We start from the raw sequence: 16,568 nt of genomic DNA on the forward strand, positions 1-16,568 counted from the left end.
TCGCTGATACACGTAGGTTGGACGACGTGAATTCGTCGACACCCACCACGATCATCCGTACCGCTGCCCTTGCACACATTCGTGACCGCAAGCTGATCCAGACCCGCTCCGTGGGCAAGACGGCGTTCTACATGGCCGGCGGAAAGATCGACCCGGGGGAGACGCCCGAGCAGGCACTGCACCGCGAAATTCGGGAGGAACTCGACGTCGATCTGGTCGACGGGACGGTCACGTTCCTCGACGTCTTCGAGGCTCACGCTTTCGGACATTCCGCGGACACGGGCCTGCACATGAGTTGTTATCTGGCGGAGATGGCCGGAGACCCGCACCCGACCAGCGAGATCGCCGAGTTCCGCTACTTCACGCTCGCCGAGTACGCAGCGATGGACGAGGTGGCGCCCGGATCGCTCAAAGTGTTCCATCGCCTGGCGTCGATGGATCTGATCGACTGATCGGCGGAGGAACGGATCGATTGATCCGCCCCAATCGGAGACTCACGTAGGCGCAGACGGCCACGATGATCAGCGCCACGGCGTCGAGTATCAGAATGTCGGTCGAGATTTCGAACGGGCCGACCGTCGTGATGCCGTTGAAGGGCTTGTTCTCGTCGAGCGGCGTGTACGCCGTCCATCCGTAGTCGAACTGCGGATAGACGAGCAGGGCCAGCGCCGTCGGGCCGAAGATGACACCGAGTCCGACGAGTGCTCGCGACGCTCCGGTCCGCGGTGGCTCTCGGTACATCGCGCTGGCGATCGCGTATGTGACGACCGCAGCGGTGAAGGCGACAAGAAGATCGCTGATCGTGAGAACGTCACCGATCTTCGGCGACGGCGACGTGGCGTAGCTGACGATCCCGGCGACCGTGACCGTCAGGAGCAATCCGTAGCCGACGACTCGCGAGGGAGCGATCGCGCCGATCGCTGCCGCGGCGACGATGACGAGTCCGATCACGACGGCGGTGGAGGCGGGGGTTTTCGACCATTCCATGGCTTCGGTTGCGGGACGGTTCGCCGAGACCGCCGCCAGAGTTGCGACGGCAGCGGTACACATCAGCAGGATTCGACTGCCGTCGCCCAGCACCCGCGCGCAGATCACCGTGATCACCAGCGCGACGAGTAGTAGAGGCACCGCCGCCGTGACGGTGGTGATCTCGAACCACCAATTCGCAGCGACCCCGAAGAGAGTGAGCACCGCCGCGATAGTCACCGGTCGAACGGCCATCCGTTCTTTGGGGTGGTCCTTGTCGAAGTCGTGGAACCAGAACGCGGCGACGCAGGCGGCGGCCAATGCCAGCGCGAGCAGTGTTGCCCCCAACACTGGTGGTTGAAACTGGTTGGTGTTGTCGGCGATGTAGTCTGCGTACCGCCGAGGAATAGCGTCTTCGTCGAGGAGTGAATCCGAGACATGCACGGCAACAATCGTTCCCGCGACGGAAGCGGCTCGGACCCGGGGAGCGGCAGCAACCGTGACCGCGCCGACAGCGACTCCCGCACCGACGGGTGAGAGTGCCTCGAAGTTGTGATCGTAGAGCCCGGGCAGTTCGAGTAGGAGTCCACCGAAGACCGTCATGGCCGCGGTCCGCAACCGGCAGCGGGCCATCATCGCGGCTGTCCCGACCGCGACCACAGCCAGAACGCCGGCGCCGATCGTCGAGATCGACCAGAACCTGTCGCCCGTCGAAATCGACGTCGACTGGCTGTTCACGAACGGTGCCAAGGCGACGACGGTGACGACGAATGCCGTCACGCCACTCAGCGCGACGAGCAGCGTCCTGCGGGCGATGGGCACTGCTCCAAAATAGTCAATCCGGTACCAGTTGCACCGCAATAGCAGGTCTCAGTCCGGTGACGGTGTGTCAGTCGACTGGCTCCGGTTCGATCCGAGATTCCGTGGTGTCGACGGGTGGATGGGATCGTCGGAGGATCGCTGCACCGCAGAAGCCGATGATCAAGGCGAAGAGGATTGCAGCGCCGACGGTCTGAGGGGTGACGTAGTCGATGGTGATGCCTATTCCGCGTCCGAATAGTCCTCCGTTGGCGCTGACGTGCGCCGGGATGGGAAGTTCCATCAATCGCTGAATGTCTGCCGCTGTCAACTCTGGCGGCGCGGTGAGCTGATCGGTGAGAATGGCGATCGACGAGAAGGTCATTGCGGCAAAGGGAATGGCGAGTCCGAGTGTGGCGTCGACCAGGCTGCCGGGAGCCAGGGCACCGAACAGCAATCCGGCGGCGAGACCCAGCGAGGCGATCTTCAGTGCGATTGACCAGACACCGTGCGCGGAGTCGAAGGGCAGTAGTTCTGACAGCGGTACCGCAACGAGAACGGCGATGGGAACGAGGTTTGGCACCTGCTTGTGCAGTCGCAATCCGACGGCGACCGGCAGGGCTGCGAAAAGCACCAGTACCCAGGGGGACTTCAGGTCTCCCCAGTGGCCGGAACCCTTCGCGATGTCGACGAACAGCGGAGCCGACGCAGCGGCCAGAGCGGTTGCGGCCCAGAGGAACTTGCCACCAGCACCGGAGGTGTCGCCGAGACGGTAGGCGGCGATCCATGTCAACGCGAGCGCAGCGCCCGCTGCCAAGACCATGACGATCCAGGCAGTTGCCTCGGACGCGTACTGCTGGCGATCGATCACGGCGCCGAGCACTCGATGCCCGATCGCCAGCGCGGCGATCACCACGAGCGCGATGCGGATTTCGCCCGCGTCGGGCTTGCGGATCCGGAAGCCGGATTGCGCGGTCACTGCACAGGCGATTGCTGCTGCGGCCGTGGCGCCGATCAGCCACCACGACGGCTCACCTACCGAAGACGTACTCATCCGGCCCGTCCCGCCGGCGAACGTGCGAACCGCGAGGAAGGCGGCAAGCACGCCGAGGAGGGTGGCGTTCTTCGTGGCGGTGCGATCCCAACTGACGGCAACCACACAACCCAGAATCGCACCGGCTGCAACACTTTTGACGATGATCACGGCGATCAGCAGGTCCAGTGACGCAACCTCGGGCACGACTGCCCGAATGATCGCGATGACGGCGACCCCGACGGTGATCGCGATCCAGGCTGCCCGACGGGAGCCGCGACGCTGTGAGAGTGCGCAGGCAAGCACGGCAACCACGGCGCCGAGCCCGACAGCGGTGGGTCCACTGCTGATCCAGCGATCTACTTCCGACGGAGAGGCCACGATGGCCCAGTCACGGAGAACCGGATTGGTCAGGGCCAGCGCAGCGAGTATCCCGGACAGGAGCGCAGCGACGGTGGTGAGGATCGCTCGAAGATCGAGTGGCATCGGGCCAACCTATCGCGGCGCCGCGACATCGGTCGTGGGCGGCGTGAGTGCCGGAAACCAGATGTCGGTGAGAACGTCTGCTGCGACGTCCGCACCCGCGGTGATCGCGCCCTGTTCCGCCCAGCGAATGAAGAAGCGCTCGACCTGTGTCAGCAGGAGTTCGACCCGGAGTTTCGCCTCGTCGTGTCGGCTCTGCGGCCAACGGGCGAGGTACGACGGCATCGCGTTGGGCAGTGCAGAGATGCCTTCGCGGGCCAGTGTGCGGAACTCGGGTTCGAGGACCATGGCCTCGTCCCACGCCCGCATCATGTGGTGGTGATCGCGGCACCAGTCGAGAGCGCGGTTGATCCAGCCGGCGAATTCTTCGCGCGAACCGGAATCGAGTACGTGGTCGAGATCCTGGAATATGGCGAGGGTGCTGGATACGACGGTGTTCGAGCCGAGCGCCTTGAGGATGTCGATCTTTCCGGGAAAGTGCAGGTAGAAGGTGGCTCGGCTGCAACCGACCCGGCCGGCGATGTCCTCGACGGTGACAGCCGCGTATCCGCGTTCGGTGAAGAGCGCGCCGGCGGCATCCACGAGGTCTGCGCGGGTTCGCTGCTTCTGCTTCTCTCGCAGCGTCAGTCTGCCGGAGGTATCTGTCATTACCAGGATCCTAGTGCCGCGGGGGCTCTCACGGGTCAGTTGCACGAGACTCTCCGTCTTTCACTTGACAGTCCGTTAGTGAAAGCTACTCTGTGGTGTAGCGCACATTCGACCGATCAGAGGACGCCATGACCATCTCGGACACAACACGCACGCCTGACCTGCCGGCCGGATTCGACGTCACCGATCCTGCTGTCCTCGGGGAGCGGATCCCTTTCGAGGAATTCGCCGAACTGCGTCGCAACGCACCCGTGTGGTGGTGTGAGCAGCCGCCGACGGTCGGTGGATTCCAGGACGAGGGCTACTGGGTGGTCTCGCGTCACGCTGACGTCAAAGAGGTCAGCCAGCGCAGCGATGTGTTCTCGAGCTGGGAGAACACCGCGATCGCGCGTTTCGCCGACGACATGCCACGTGAGGCCGTCGAGATGCTCCGGCATCTTCTGCTCAACAAGGATGCACCGGAGCACACCAAGCTCCGCAAGCTGATTTCGAAGCTGTTCACGCCTCGCGCGATCAACGGCATGCGCGACGAATTGGACCGTCGTGCACGGAGCATCGTCGACACCGCTGTGAGCGAAGGCCCGGGCGACTTCGTGAAGCAGGTTGCCAGCGAGCTGCCGCTCCAAGCGATCGCGGATCTGATCGGTGTACCGCAGGACGATCGGGACAAGCTGTTCAAGTGGTCCAACGAGATGATGGGCTACGACGACCCGGAATACCAGGGTGATCCGGCAGTCGCGTCCACCGAGGTCCTCGGATACGCGTACCAAATGGCAGACGCACGTCGTACCTGCCCGGCAGACGACATCGTCACCACTCTGGTCCAGGCCGACATCGACGGCGACTCCTTGAGCCCGGAGGAGTTCGGGTTCTTCGTGCTCATCCTGGCGGTCGCAGGGAACGAGACCACCCGCAACGCCATCACGCACGGAATGATCGCGTTCCTGGACAACCCCGAGCAGTGGGAGCTGTACAAGAAGGAACGTCCCAAGACGACGGCCGACGAGATCGTCCGTTGGGCGACACCCGTCACCGCCTTCCAGCGCACCGCGCTCGAGGATACGGAATTGGCAGGAGTGTCGATCAAGAAGGGGCAGCGCGTGGTGATGCTGTACAGCTCCGCGAACTTCGACGAGGACGTCTTCGAGAACCCGATGACGTTCGACATCACTCGTAACCCCAATCCGCACTTGGGCTTCGGCGGAACGGGCGCGCACTTCTGCATCGGTGCCAACCTCGCTCGTATGGAGATCGACTTGATGTTCAACGCGATCGCCGACAACGTCCCGGACATCACCAAGATCGGTGATCCGCGCCGTCTGCGCTCGGGTTGGATCAACGGCATCAAGGAGTTCCAGGTCGATTACAAGAGCACAGGCTGCCCGGTCGCTCACTAGAGTCGGTAGGTGAGAGGTACACCCCACGATCTCGAGGAGCCACCGCATGACTTCGATCAACGACAAGGCAACTGCTCTATTGGCGTTGCACCAGCCAGGTAATCCGGTCATTCTCCCGACGGTATGGGACGCGTGGTCGGCGAATCTTGCGGTGGCTGCAGGTTTTGCAGCCCTGACGGTGGGCAGCCACCCGGTTTCCGATTCCATCGGCAAGCCGGACAACGAGGGCATCACCTTCGACGAACTTCTGCACCGGATCAAGCAGATCACCGGTGCGGTCGACGCCCCGATCTCGGTGGACATCGAGGGTGGTTACGGGCTCGAGCCGGCAGTTCTCATCGACGGGTTGATCGATGCCGGCGCTGTCGGACTCAACATCGAGGACACCGTTCACAGTGAAGGCGGACGCTTGCGTGAGGCCCAGGAGCACGCCGACTTCGTGGGTGGGCTTCGTCAGGCCGCCGACGCAGCCGGAGTTCACGTTGTCGTCAACGCGCGCACCGACCTGTTCGTGAAGCAGGTCGGTGACGAGTCCGATCGCGTCGATCGCGCCATCGCACGCCTCAAGCTGGCGGCCGACGCCGGCGCCGACGTTCTTTACCCCGTCGGGCGGCATGACGACGCGACCCAGCGCCGCCTGACGTCCGAGCTCCCACTTCCGATCAATGCGATCGGAATCCCGGATCAGGACGACCCGGCAAGTTTCGGTCCGCTCGGAGTGGCACGTGTGAGCTTCGGTCCGTTCTTCCAGATGGCATTGGCCAACCGTGCGAACGAGATCTTGGGACGCTGGAAGTAAGAATGCAGACACTGATGTCGCCCGGCCCGCTTCTCGACGATGGCGGACATTTGGTCGAGACGGGTTGGGCCCCATCGGAGATTCGCAAGTATCGACGCTCTGCGATCGCCGCTCCGAAGTTCCGGATCAAGGAGTGGGACTACTACTGCGTTCTTACTGCGGATTACGGCATCGCGTTGACCGTCGCCGACAATGGGTACATGGGCTTGCTCGGAGTCTCCTGGCTCGATTTCCGAACACCACACGAGATTACCGAAAACGTGATGCTGCCGTTCCCGATGGGAAGGCTCGGCCTGCCCGAAAGCGCGGACGACGGTGATGTGGTGGTGTCGAAAGGTAAAGCTCGCTTCGAGTTTCGCCATGTGGACGGTGGGCGCCACCTGATCGTCGACTACCCGGCTTTCGACGGTGGACGAGGTCTTCATGCCGATTTGTTCCTGGCGAGTCCTGCCGATGACCGGATGGTGATCGCCACACCGTTTCCGAAGGCGTCCCGATCGTTTTACTACAACCAGAAGATCAACTGCCTGCCCGCTGCCGGGACCGTGCGAATCGGGAGCGACGACTTCACATTTCGCTCGGAGGACTCGTTCGGCGTTCTCGATTGGGGCAGGGGAGTCTGGACTTACGACAACACCTGGTACTGGGGTTCTGCATCCGGACTGGTGAACGGCGAGCGGTTCGGATTCAACATCGGGTACGGCTTCGGCGATACTACGGCGGCCAGCGAGAACATCGTGTTTGTCGGAGGGCGGGCACACAAACTGGACAGGATCGACTTCGGCATCCCGCAGGGAACGTACGACGGCGCTCCGTGGAACTTCTCGAGCAACGATGGTCGCTTCGAGATGACTTTCGAGCCGATCATCGACCGTGCCGCGACTTTCGACGTCGGGGTGCTGCGTTCGATTCAGCATCAGGTGTTCGGAAAGTTCTCCGGCACAGTAATCCTCGACGACGGTACCTCCGTGGTGGTTCGAGATCTCCTCGGATTTGCCGAGGAGGTTCGGAACCGCTGGTAGGCCGTACGTCTCCGCGAAGATGGCGGAACGCAGCATGAGCACCGGGGCATGATCGTGCCCCGGTGCTCGCGTCTCGAGTTGTTTCACTTCAGGCTGCTGTCGGTGGGCTGTTCCCGCCGATCGGCTGCTGATACGGATCAACAGACATCGGCGGGTAGAACACCGTTTTGCGATCCGGCCCGATCTCCACCCGCCATTCGGTGTGGTGCAGTGTCCGGTGGTGATGACCGCACAACAAGATCAGATTGTCGAGATCTGTTGGGCCACCATCGTTCCAGTGAACAATATGATGAGCATCGCACCACCCCGACGGCGTTCCGCACCCCGGAAACGCACACCCGCCATCCCGAACCGCAAGAGCCCGCCGCTGCGGCACCGTCGCTGTTCTCGCTTCCTTACCGCAGTCGAGCGGAACACCATTCTCATCCAACAAAATCCGCGTCACGGTGCAGTCGCACGCCAACATCCGCGCGGTATCGATACTGATCGGACCCACCCAATCCGCCCACGCAAACCCGAGTTCCTCCGTCGACGGCAGGAGGTCTTTCAAAGCCTGCAGATCCGTCATGTCTTTCGCGGACGCGGTGACCGTGATGTGCGGTTTCACCCCGCCTTCGATCGGACCCAACCCCGCCCGCTCGTACCGCCGCAGTAGTTCGCAGAACCCGTCCGCACGCCGCAGCGCCGGAGTACGGGTGTCCTTCACGCCGTCCTTCTCCGGTATCGGCGCAGACAGGCTCGACAACAACGTGATCAGACGCGCCCCGTTCACCGAATCCAAATCACCCTTCACGGTCACCCGCCCGTACAAGCCTTTCGAGGCGTAGAACTCGTTACGCTCCGAATCCTCACCCACCGGAACGCCGTCCTCGCGTTTGCCGTACTGCTTCTCGATCCGCCGGATCGCCGCCCGCACCGCATCGCAATCCACGATGTTCTTCGACGCCAACCCCAACAAGATCCCGCGGGCCTTGTCGACATCCGCCGGCGTCATGTTCTTCGGTGGATGCTGACAAAACGACGCCACCTGACGGGCTTTCAACGCATCAACGTCACCGCGGTGAAACGCATCGCCCACCACGGGTTCGAGCATCAGCAACCGCGCCAACCCGACCAGCAGGCTGCATTCGCCGATCTCCAGATTCGTCGACCCGTGCAACCACTGTGCGATCGCCCGAAAACCCTTCCCGCCGAGAACGTCCCGGGAAAACATTTCGACGATCAGCAACACCATCCGCGACTGCAACTCGTGCCGGGCGCGCACCAGATCCAGAACCTCACTCTTGAGGCCCTCACCATCCAGCTGCCACGCTTCCCGACTGTCCATGCTCAAAGTCTAATCGAACAAAGTTTCGAACACAAGACTTGAATATCGAAAACTGTTCCTATGCAATAATTTTCGACAATTCTGATTTCTGAGACTTTTCGGATCTTCATTCGATTTGCGGCAGGCAATCTCGACTGCCTCATTGCATGGACTCTGCTGACGCCGAGCACTCGGCATACATTCCGGCTTCATGTTGACGTGGACGAGGGCACTTGGACGCGTGGCCGCGCATGGGCTCTGTCGATTGCATTGGTTGCCTTGCCGTGCTACCGCGACACGAACGAGCAGATCACGGCCTGGGCGAAACATGCGATTGCTCAGGTCGTTGACGACATCCGCACTGAACCCTGAGACCACCTGCGCCGTCTCCGGTTTCGCAACGATCCTTGGAACTCGAGCAGGGAGGGCAACAGTCTTGTCCGCGGCGACCGATCAGCCGATCTCGCTCAGGTCTCCGTACACCGTCCGACCCTCCAGGATGGTGGCGAGCACCGTGATGTCGGCCAGCTCGGCCGGCTCGACGTCGAGGGGATTTGCCGACAGCACAACCAAATCCGCGTAGGCACCGGGAAAGATGGACCCGATGTGATCTTCGCTGAACAGCTGCCACGCGGCGTTGACCGTGTGGGCGCGCACTGCGGCATCCACGGGGATCCGTTCCTGGGGTGCCACGACGCGGCCGCTGGGCGAAAGTCTGGTGACGGCGTCCTGCATATTCCGTAGCGGATTGGCGGGGGTGACGGGACCGTCGTTGTGGAAGGTGAACCGTTGCCCGGCCGCGAGTGCAGATCCTGCTGCGGCCCAGACGGATCCGTATTCGGGGCCGAACAGGTCATCCACCAGAACGTCACCCCAGTAGTGCAAGTGGTCGATGAAGATGCTGACCGTGACGCCCAGTTCCGCTGCGCGGGCGAACTGATCCGGACGCATCGCGCCGACATGTTCGAGGCGCAACCGGTGATCGGGCCGGGGGTGCTCCTTCAGAAGCTGCTCCCACGCGTCGAGAACCATGGTGATCGCGTCGTCGCCGTGGGCGTGGCACGCCATCTGCCACCCCTTGGCGAAGTAAGCGGAACTGATGTCGTGGATCTGTTCGCCGGTGTAGTTGGCATGCCCGTGCGTGCAGGCGATCCCGAGCGCACGGGTGGCTTCGGTATCGAGATACGGGAAACTGGTGGCGATGTTGCCGACCCACGGCGAACCGTCGGACCAGACCTTGATGCCGATCTGGCGCACCAGGTCGTTTCCGTCGCCCGGCGACGCCTCGGTAGTGTGTGCGTCGTTGGACATTTCGTAGGGCCGCAGGCGGGTGGTGAGCAGTCCGGCGTCGGCTATTGCGGCCAGGGCGGGCCGCATCTTGGGGTCGAACGACAATTCGGCGATGGTGGTGATTCCGGCGGCGTTCAGTCGGGCGCATTCGGCCGCCACCAGTGCGGGGAAGTCGTCACCGATAGTGACTGCGTGGCCCGCGACTGCGAACACCGCAGGCATTTCGTACGCGGCTCCGTCGAGTGCGCCCGTCGCGTCGTGGCCGTACGATCCGCCGATCGGATCGGGGGTATCGCGGGTGATGCCGGCCTGCACTGCTGCCGCCGTGTTGAAATACGCGACGTGTCCCGAGTTGTGCATGATCACGAGGGGGTACTCCGGCGCTACGGAGTCCAGCCAGTCGATGGTCGGGTCGGGTAGGCCCTTCTGCAGCAACGGGTCCCAACCGTTCAGAGAAGCGCCGGCAGCACCTCGCGAACGAACAGTGTCGACGACGGCAGCAACTACGGCGTCCGCCTCGGCGATCGTGACAGGCCGGATGTCGACGACGTCAGGCCCGAGCACGATGGCTTCTTCCAAAGGGTGACCGTGTGGCTCGATGAACCCCGGCAGAACAGTGGCACCTCCGACGTCGACGACGCGGGTATCCGGCCCCACCAGTTCCTCGACGTCCGTGCGCGCGCCGACGGCTGTGATCCGGCCGCCCGTCACGGCGAGCGCCTGGGCGCGTGGTGCTTCCTCGTGCATGGTCACGATGTCGCCGTACAGAACCAGATCAGCAGCCATGGTCAGTCCTTATCGGTTGTCCGCGTACGCCTGTAGGTGTGCCACCTGCTCGGGATCGAGTGAGGGACGTACCTTCTCACGGGCGGTTGCCACGTCCGCGGCCGTCACGTCGGCCGCGTCCATGCTCCGACGCATGGCGGCGAGTGCAGCCTCACGCAGGAGAGCCGAGCAGTCTGCTGCCGAGTATCCCTCGAGATCGACGGCCAGAATGTCCAAATCGACATCTTCGGCGAGCGGTACCGACTTGCCGGAAGCACGCAGAATCGCTTTGCGGGCCTCCGCATCCGGCGGCGGTACGAATACGAGACGTTCGAGTCTGCCGGGGCGCAGAAGAGCCGGGTCGATCAGATCCGGTCGGTTGGTGGCGCCCAACACCACGACGTCGCGTAGCGGTTCGACGCCGTCGAGTTCGGTCAGCAACGCGGCTACGACGCGATCCGACACCCCGGAGTCGGAACTTTGACCACGACGCGGGGCAAGGGCGTCGATTTCGTCGAGGAAGATCAACGAGGGCGCCGAATCGCGTGCGCGCTGGAACAACTCGCGTACGGCCTTTTCGGAGGCGCCGACCCACTTGTCCATCAGCTCCGCACCTTTGACGGCGTGGACGCTGAGGTGACCTGAGCTGGCAAGGGCACGAACGAGATACGTCTTACCGCAGCCGGGAGGGCCGTAGAGGAGCACGCCGCGGGGTGGGTCGACACCGAGGCGTGCGAAGGAGTCGGGGTGCTGTAGCGGCCACAGCACCGCTTCGGTGAGGGCCTGTTTGGTTTCGACCATGTCGCCGACGTCGTCGAGGGTGACGCTGCCGATCGACAGTTCTTCGGTACTCGAACGAGACAGTGGCCGAATCACTTCGAGGGCACCGACAAGATCTTCCTGCGTGATCTCCGGAGAATCACCGGATTTGGACGCCCGCGTCGCCGCTCGCAAGGCAGCTTCACGGCAGAGCGCCGCGAGGTCGGCGATCACGAATCCCGGTGCGCGCGAGGCGATGGCGTCGAGTTCGAGGGTTCCGGTGGGCACGCGGCGGAGCAGGAGTTCGAGCAACGCCTTGCGGGTTGCGCCGTCGGGCAGGGTAAGTGCGAGTTCTCGATCGCAGAGATCCTGTCCGCGAAGGCGCGCGTCGACGGTCTCCGGATGGGCGGAGGTCGCGACGAATGCCACGCCCGGGGTTGCGACGGCGCTGCGCAGTTGTTCGAGGATCAGTGCGGATACCGGTTCCGCGGTGGCCGGAAGCAGAGCGTCGATGTCACTGATCAGCAGTACGCCACCGCCGCGCACGGCAGCAACGGCGTCGACGATTCGCTGCAGGCGGGTATTCGCCTCGGTGGCACCGACTCCCGGGCCGTCGAGTTCGACAAGTTTGCGCGAGGACAGGACCGAGCGGGCCAACGTGGCTTTGCCCACGCCGGCGGGGCCCGTGATGAGGACGCCGAGGTGCGGGGAGGCGCCGAGCGTACGGAGCAGTTCTGGTTCGTCGAGTGCCAGGCCGAGCCACTCGGTCAGCTTGGCTGCCTGCGCTTGCGCGCCGACGAGGTGATCCAGCGGAACCGACGGTGCAGGCTCGATCGCGACGGCGGCCGGACTGGAAACAAGCGCACTCGGTGTCAGTGTGCCCGCCGAGCCGGAACCCCAGTTGACTGCCGAATTCGGCTGGACGCTGACCGGACCACCGGCAGGTTCGACGGCCGTGACGGTGAGCAGTTCGGATGTCCACGCGACGCCGAAGGTACGGGAAAGCGCTTGGGTGGCTTCGGAAGTGCTCGTACCCGGACCGAGATCGCGGGGGAGGAGCGAGACCGTGTCGCCGACGCTGACGACCTTGCCCAGAAGGGCTTGTCGCAGAACCGTCGAGCTGATCGAATTTGTCGCCATGGACGAGCCGGTGACGGAGACGGATCGCGCTCCGTACACCGTCACCGGACCGACCACGACGGAAGAGTTCTCGGTCAGGCCGACGTTCGACATGGTGACGTCGTCGAGAAGGATCGTGCCTGCCGGGGTTCCGGTGGGTGCACGGCCCGCGACGGTCGCGGTGCCGCGGGCTCCCATGAGTGCGATGGCATCCCATTCGCGGATGCCCAACGCCGCCAACGCTTCGGGGTGCAAGCGCACGACCCCGCGGCGTAGGTCGGCGGCAGAGGTGTTGAGTCGAACGGTGAGGGCGAGTTCCGGCGAAGTCACCTCTCGAGAGTACGTCGTGGACTAGCGGGGTCGCCGCAATCCGAGACGAGCGGCCGAGCGGCGGCCACCGACGTTGGGTTGGCGTCGGATCGCGCGGCGTTCGGAAGGCTTGATGTCCCAGGTTTCGGGACGTGCTGCCACCCACCGCTTCGAGTGCACGGCAAACGGGATGTGCACCAGGTAGATCGCGATGAGAACGATCAGCAGGATGTACGGGTAGGTGATGAGTGCGGCTGCAGCCAACGTCACCAGGACGAGCAGGCCGGCCGCCATGTGCGGCGGCACGGATACCGACTTCATCGCCAGCGTCGGGATGCGGCTGACGATCAGTGCAGCCGAGAAGAGCGTCCACACGATGACGACGAAGTGCGAAGACCACCAGCCGTCACCCCACTGAGCCGTCGCGGCCAGGGGAGTGAGGGCGATGAGTGCGCCGGCCGGAGCCGGAACGCCGACGAAGTACTCACGTGCATACGCGGGGACGTCGTCGTCGTCGAGCAGGGTGTTGAAACGTGCGAGTCGCAACACGATGCTGACCGCGTAGATCAACGCGATGATCCAGCCGATGCTGGTGCCGTCCAGCAAGGTCACGTACAGGACCAGGGCCGGGGCGACGCCGAAGGAGATGGAGTCGGCCAGTGAGTCGAGTTCGGCGCCGATCTTGCTGGTGGCGTCGAGCAGTCGCGCGATGCGGCCGTCGAGTGAATCGAGGACGGCAGCTGCGCCGATCATCGCGAGCGAGGTACCGGGTTGTCCGTCGAGAGCGAATTTGACGGCGGACAGCCCGGCGCACAGCGCCAGGATGGTGATGACGGACGGCAGCAACCGCACCGCCTGGGTGCGTTTGGGCATCTTCGCGCGGGGTTGGGCTGCTCCCGGCTTCTTCACGGCTGACTTCATCTTCGGCGTCTTCACGGCAGTTGCGCGATAACTGTTTCAGCACCGATCGTGCGTTGTCCCGGCTCGACCAGGAGTGTGGTTCCGGCGGGGAAATAGGTGTCGACGCGTGAGCCGAAACGGATCAGTCCGTACGTGTCGCCGATCGGCAGGACGTCACCGACACCGGCGTAGCAGACGATGCGGCGTGCAAGCAGTCCCGCGATCTGGACAACCGCAACGTCGTGACCATCGGCGGTTTCGATCAGCATGCTGTTGCGCTCGTTGACCTCGCTGGCGTCGGCGAGATCTGCGGAGAGGAACTTGCCTGCCTGGTGAACGACCTCTTTGACCGTTCCACCGACAGGGCTGCGCTGGACATGCACGTCGAGAACCGACAGGAAGATGCTGACGCGCGGGCGCGGCTCGCTTCCGAGATTGAGCTCGGCGGGCGGAACGGCGTTGTCGACCAACGCCACCTCGCCGTCGGCGGGTGCGACGACGACGCCGATGCGGTTGGGCGGCACCCGGTGCGGGTGACGGAAGAACGTGGCGCATGCGGCGGCGGTGGTCAGACCGGCTCGGCGCACCCACTTACGGTTGCGGCCCAGAGCTGCAACTCCCAGCGGGGCCAGCACGAACGGCAGGCCGGCGGGATGAAGTGGCGGAATCGCATGGCGAACCAGATCGACGATATGTCCGATCCCGGTGGGTTGCGGGGTTCCGGGGGGTGTGGGTCGGCGTGCCACAGGCTCCTCTAACTACTCGGTAGGTCTTCTGCTGGTCGCACTGACAGTACGGGGTGGTAGAGCATCCATAGATTACGTGAACGCCTTCTCTCCTACAGGCTGTAGTGGCATCAAGTACGAGTAGTACCCGACACAGTCGCCGGTGCGTATCGCCAGCGGGAGCGTCGCACCGCTTACTCGGATCACCAGTTGCCGCCCCGGTTGGGCTGCGGCGGCGTCGCGCAGTCGCTGCCGGTCGACCAGTACTCGGAACTTCTCACGGGGATCCGTTCCGCCCGGATCCACCCGGGCACCACCGTCTTCGCCGACGCTGACGACGGCACTGTCCTCGGTGCCGTTGAGCAGGGCGGCAAGGTGGTCGCCGCTCAGTTCGACGGCGTTGTGGTGCTCGCGCAGGATTCGGTGATCGGGGAACTCTCCGTCCTCGATCAGGGGGCTGGACACCTCACCTCCCGGATACGACGCAGTCACCGTGCGCGCGGAGAAAGTCAGCGTCACGACGCCGGCGACGTCGCGCAACAATCGCGCGAAGGTGACGGGAACGACAGCGGACACCGTCAGAGCGGAGTGAACTTTCACCTCGGCGACCGCGAGCCGGAACTGATCAGTGGTGACAAACGCAGCGACGCCGTGGTGAATGTCGAGGTGGACGCCGCGAAGTATCGGGAACTCCGATTCCTCGTTCACGGCGAACAGCACGGCGTCGAGTGCGCGTCGTAGATCCCACGAGTCGATGTCCACGCCGCCGGAGATAGGTAGCGCGTCGATCAGGCGGTGGATTCGTCCCAGTTCGGCCCGGGCGTCGGCGAGACCGTCCTCGAGGTTGCGCAGATGGGCGTCGAGGCACGAATGGGGTTCCGGTCCGGTCAGGACGGCCATCATGTCGCGGATCGGAACACCGACGCGCCGCATACCGGCGATCACGCGTGCGTCGCGGAGTTGGTCGTCGGTGTACCAGCGGTAACCGGTGTGCGGATCGACGGAATGCGGGACGAGCACGCCTTCCTTGTCGTAGAACCGCAGCGCGCTGATCGGGAGCGCCGACGCCCTGGACATCTCGCCGATCGTCAAGAGGGCGGAACTAGTGGTCACGGATCAATTCTGCCCGCAGTCGCTCGATAGCGCCCCTGATCATCCGGCCGTAACCGTCGTCGGCGAGTGTGCCGACCGACGCCTCGGCCTTCGTCAGATGCTCGACGGCCTCGGCGTCGCGTCCGAGTTTGCGGTAGTCGGCAGCCAGGTTGAGGTGCAGCGATGGATAGAAACCGGCGACCTGCAGCGATGCGTGGTGTTCCTGGGCTCGCGCGTCGGTCAACGAATCTGCAGCGTCGAGGGCGCGCAGGTCCCAGCAGAGCTCTTGAGCCGGATCGTCTTGAACGTCGGCCATGTAGTGCGCGAGGGAGACGATGTGGAGCGCATCGGGGGCGGCGCTGATCTCTTCCCACACCTTCTCGAACGCAGAGCGAGCCCCGGCTCGATCGCCGGAGCTCGCCAATTCTTGTGCCTGCGCTATCTGTGTCATCACGGGATCCATGGAACGGATCCTGATGCCTCGACCAGGTCGAGGGTCAAGCAGAGGTGCGTGCAGCCGCCTCGGCCTCGCTCTTCACACGCTTCAAGGTGGCATTCATGCCTTCAACGAGCTCGACCTCGAAGTCGGCGTTTCCGCCCAGGACGGTCTTGACGAGGAACTGCGAGACCTTCGACGTTCCGGTGGGAGCTTCGCGACGCTCGGTCACTTTGGTGCCGGTAGCGGTCGGCTCGAGTTCGTAGGACCAGATCGTGCGGTTCTCCGCGATGCGGAACGCCACCGACTTGTTGGGCTCGAAGCGAACGACCTTCGACGACGTCGGCCAGACCAGCAGGCCCTTGCGGTTGACGTTGATCGTCTTGGCGCCCTCACGCACGGTCCCGCCGATTACCTTCATCACCTTGCACTGGGGGCTCCATTCGCCCATGCGCTGCAGGTCGGCGACGATTGCCCACACGTCCTGCGGTGATGCGTCGATGTCGATGCTTGCTTCGAGGGTGTTGGACACAGTCTCTCCAGTCGAGTTGATGCTACGTAAAGTTACAAACACTTTTGTCGATCGTAAGCGATCCGTCAATGGACCATGTGTGTCAGGTCACTGTACGGCCGTCCAACAGGGTCGTGCGGGAACACGCGCGGTGGTAGCGGACAATGGTTCGCGCACGTATGACGATCCATCCGACTGGAGTACCGAGAA

General features: G+C 63.8%; 16 protein-coding genes. 5 read left to right on the forward strand and 11 right to left on the reverse strand.

Annotated elements, in window-relative coordinates; all coding sequences use genetic code 11:
- Positions 1-26: 26 nt before the first annotated feature.
- Positions 27-452 (forward strand): NUDIX hydrolase, encoded by a 426-nt coding sequence (locus tag RhoBH5_RS20090; protein ID WP_007730102.1) that lies wholly within the window; start codon positions 27-29, stop codon positions 450-452.
- Here the strand turns inward: RhoBH5_RS20090 and RhoBH5_RS20095 are convergent.
- The 3 genes from RhoBH5_RS20095 to RhoBH5_RS20105 all read right to left on the reverse strand — a co-directional run bounded on the left by RhoBH5_RS20095 (position 409) and on the right by RhoBH5_RS20105 (position 3,928).
- Entirely contained in the window at positions 409-1,788 is a 1,380-nt protein-coding gene (locus tag RhoBH5_RS20095; protein WP_223304380.1) for a hypothetical protein, read from the reverse strand. The two genes, RhoBH5_RS20090 and RhoBH5_RS20095, sit on opposite strands and share 44 nt — an antisense overlap.
- A 67-nt stretch (positions 1,789-1,855) precedes the next feature.
- Positions 1,856-3,283 (reverse strand): hypothetical protein, encoded by a 1,428-nt coding sequence (locus RhoBH5_RS20100; protein WP_073512164.1) that lies wholly within the window; start codon positions 3,281-3,283, stop codon positions 1,856-1,858.
- A 9-nt stretch (positions 3,284-3,292) separates the two neighbouring features.
- Entirely contained in the window at positions 3,293-3,928 is a 636-nt protein-coding gene (locus tag RhoBH5_RS20105) for a TetR/AcrR family transcriptional regulator (RefSeq protein ID WP_042926208.1), read from the reverse strand.
- A gap of 128 nt (positions 3,929-4,056) precedes the next feature.
- On the opposite strand from RhoBH5_RS20105, the gene RhoBH5_RS20110 reads away from it, so the two are divergent.
- Genes RhoBH5_RS20110 through RhoBH5_RS20120 form a run of 3 tightly spaced genes read left to right on the forward strand, consistent with a single transcriptional unit; the run spans position 4,057 to position 7,146 of the window.
- Positions 4,057-5,325: a cytochrome P450 gene (locus tag RhoBH5_RS20110; protein ID WP_003945041.1), complete on the forward strand. Its 1,269-nt coding sequence runs from the start codon at positions 4,057-4,059 to the stop codon at positions 5,323-5,325.
- Between the two features lie 46 nt (positions 5,326-5,371).
- Positions 5,372-6,124, forward strand: coding sequence for an isocitrate lyase/PEP mutase family protein (locus RhoBH5_RS20115; protein ID WP_007730096.1), 753 nt, complete (start codon positions 5,372-5,374; stop codon positions 6,122-6,124).
- Positions 6,125-6,126: 2 nt separating this feature from the next.
- Positions 6,127-7,146 carry a DUF2804 domain-containing protein gene (locus RhoBH5_RS20120; protein ID WP_073512162.1) on the forward strand — a complete coding sequence of 340 codons (1,020 nt, stop codon included), beginning with the start codon at positions 6,127-6,129 and terminating at the stop codon, positions 7,144-7,146.
- Positions 7,147-7,234: 88 nt separating this feature from the next.
- On the opposite strand, the gene RhoBH5_RS20125 is transcribed toward RhoBH5_RS20120, so the two are convergent.
- On the reverse strand, positions 7,235-8,473 hold the full coding sequence (locus RhoBH5_RS20125; protein WP_270008710.1) for an HNH endonuclease signature motif containing protein: 1,239 nt from the start codon (positions 8,471-8,473) through the stop codon (positions 7,235-7,237).
- A 198-nt stretch (positions 8,474-8,671) separates the two neighbouring features.
- Between RhoBH5_RS20125 and RhoBH5_RS20130 the strand changes: the two genes are divergently transcribed.
- Positions 8,672-8,824, forward strand: a complete 153-nt coding sequence (locus tag RhoBH5_RS20130) for an aminoglycoside phosphotransferase (protein ID WP_073512160.1) — start codon at positions 8,672-8,674, stop codon at positions 8,822-8,824.
- 81 nt (positions 8,825-8,905) lie between these two features.
- On the opposite strand, the gene RhoBH5_RS20135 is transcribed toward RhoBH5_RS20130, so the two are convergent.
- The 7 genes from RhoBH5_RS20135 to RhoBH5_RS20165 all read right to left on the reverse strand — a co-directional run bounded on the left by RhoBH5_RS20135 (position 8,906) and on the right by RhoBH5_RS20165 (position 16,379).
- Positions 8,906-10,528, reverse strand: coding sequence for an amidohydrolase (locus RhoBH5_RS20135; RefSeq protein WP_270008711.1), 1,623 nt, complete (start codon positions 10,526-10,528; stop codon positions 8,906-8,908).
- Between the two features lie 9 nt (positions 10,529-10,537).
- Positions 10,538-12,715, reverse strand: coding sequence for an AAA family ATPase (locus RhoBH5_RS20140; RefSeq protein WP_270008712.1), 2,178 nt, complete (start codon positions 12,713-12,715; stop codon positions 10,538-10,540).
- A gap of 21 nt (positions 12,716-12,736) precedes the next feature.
- Entirely contained in the window at positions 12,737-13,567 is an 831-nt protein-coding gene (locus tag RhoBH5_RS20145) for a CDP-alcohol phosphatidyltransferase family protein (RefSeq protein ID WP_029254795.1), read from the reverse strand.
- A 59-nt stretch (positions 13,568-13,626) separates the two neighbouring features.
- Positions 13,627-14,340, reverse strand: a complete 714-nt coding sequence (locus tag RhoBH5_RS20150; protein WP_003941540.1) for a phosphatidylserine decarboxylase — start codon at positions 14,338-14,340, stop codon at positions 13,627-13,629.
- Positions 14,341-14,412: 72 nt separating this feature from the next.
- A complete protein-coding gene (locus RhoBH5_RS20155) occupies positions 14,413-15,432 on the reverse strand; it encodes a DNA polymerase III subunit beta family protein (RefSeq protein WP_073512158.1) in 1,020 nt (339 codons plus the stop codon).
- A complete protein-coding gene (locus tag RhoBH5_RS20160) occupies positions 15,422-15,874 on the reverse strand; it encodes a hypothetical protein (protein ID WP_007733713.1) in 453 nt (150 codons plus the stop codon). The genes RhoBH5_RS20155 and RhoBH5_RS20160 overlap by 11 nt, the downstream gene beginning before the upstream one ends.
- Positions 15,875-15,908: 34 nt before the next feature.
- Positions 15,909-16,379 (reverse strand): SRPBCC family protein, encoded by a 471-nt coding sequence (locus tag RhoBH5_RS20165; protein ID WP_003941500.1) that lies wholly within the window; start codon positions 16,377-16,379, stop codon positions 15,909-15,911.
- Positions 16,380-16,568 lie beyond the last annotated feature (189 nt).

The organism is Rhodococcus sp. BH5, assembly GCF_027583855.1.
In the GTDB taxonomy this organism is placed as follows: Bacteria; Actinomycetota; Actinomycetes; order Mycobacteriales; family Mycobacteriaceae; genus Rhodococcus_F; species Rhodococcus_F qingshengii.

Bases quoted from the DNA above. Each gene is read 5' to 3' on its own strand.
- RhoBH5_RS20100 (WP_073512164.1), bottom strand. From the start codon at position 3,283: ATGCCACTCGATCTTCGAGCGATCCTCACCACCGTCGCTGCGCTCCTG.
- RhoBH5_RS20105 (WP_042926208.1), bottom strand. From the start codon at position 3,928: ATGACAGATACCTCCGGCAGACTGACGCTGCGAGAGAAGCAGAAGCAG.
- RhoBH5_RS20110 (WP_003945041.1), top strand. From the start codon at position 4,057: ATGACCATCTCGGACACAACACGCACGCCTGACCTGCCGGCCGGATTC.
- RhoBH5_RS20115 (WP_007730096.1), top strand. From the start codon at position 5,372: ATGACTTCGATCAACGACAAGGCAACTGCTCTATTGGCGTTGCACCAG.
- RhoBH5_RS20120 (WP_073512162.1), top strand. From the start codon at position 6,127: ATGCAGACACTGATGTCGCCCGGCCCGCTTCTCGACGATGGCGGACAT.
- RhoBH5_RS20125 (WP_270008710.1), bottom strand. From the start codon at position 8,473: ATGGACAGTCGGGAAGCGTGGCAGCTGGATGGTGAGGGCCTCAAGAGT.
- RhoBH5_RS20135 (WP_270008711.1), bottom strand. From the start codon at position 10,528: ATGGCTGCTGATCTGGTTCTGTACGGCGACATCGTGACCATGCACGAG.
- RhoBH5_RS20145 (WP_029254795.1), bottom strand. From the start codon at position 13,567: ATGCCCAAACGCACCCAGGCGGTGCGGTTGCTGCCGTCCGTCATCACC.
- RhoBH5_RS20160 (WP_007733713.1), bottom strand. From the start codon at position 15,874: ATGGATCCCGTGATGACACAGATAGCGCAGGCACAAGAATTGGCGAGC.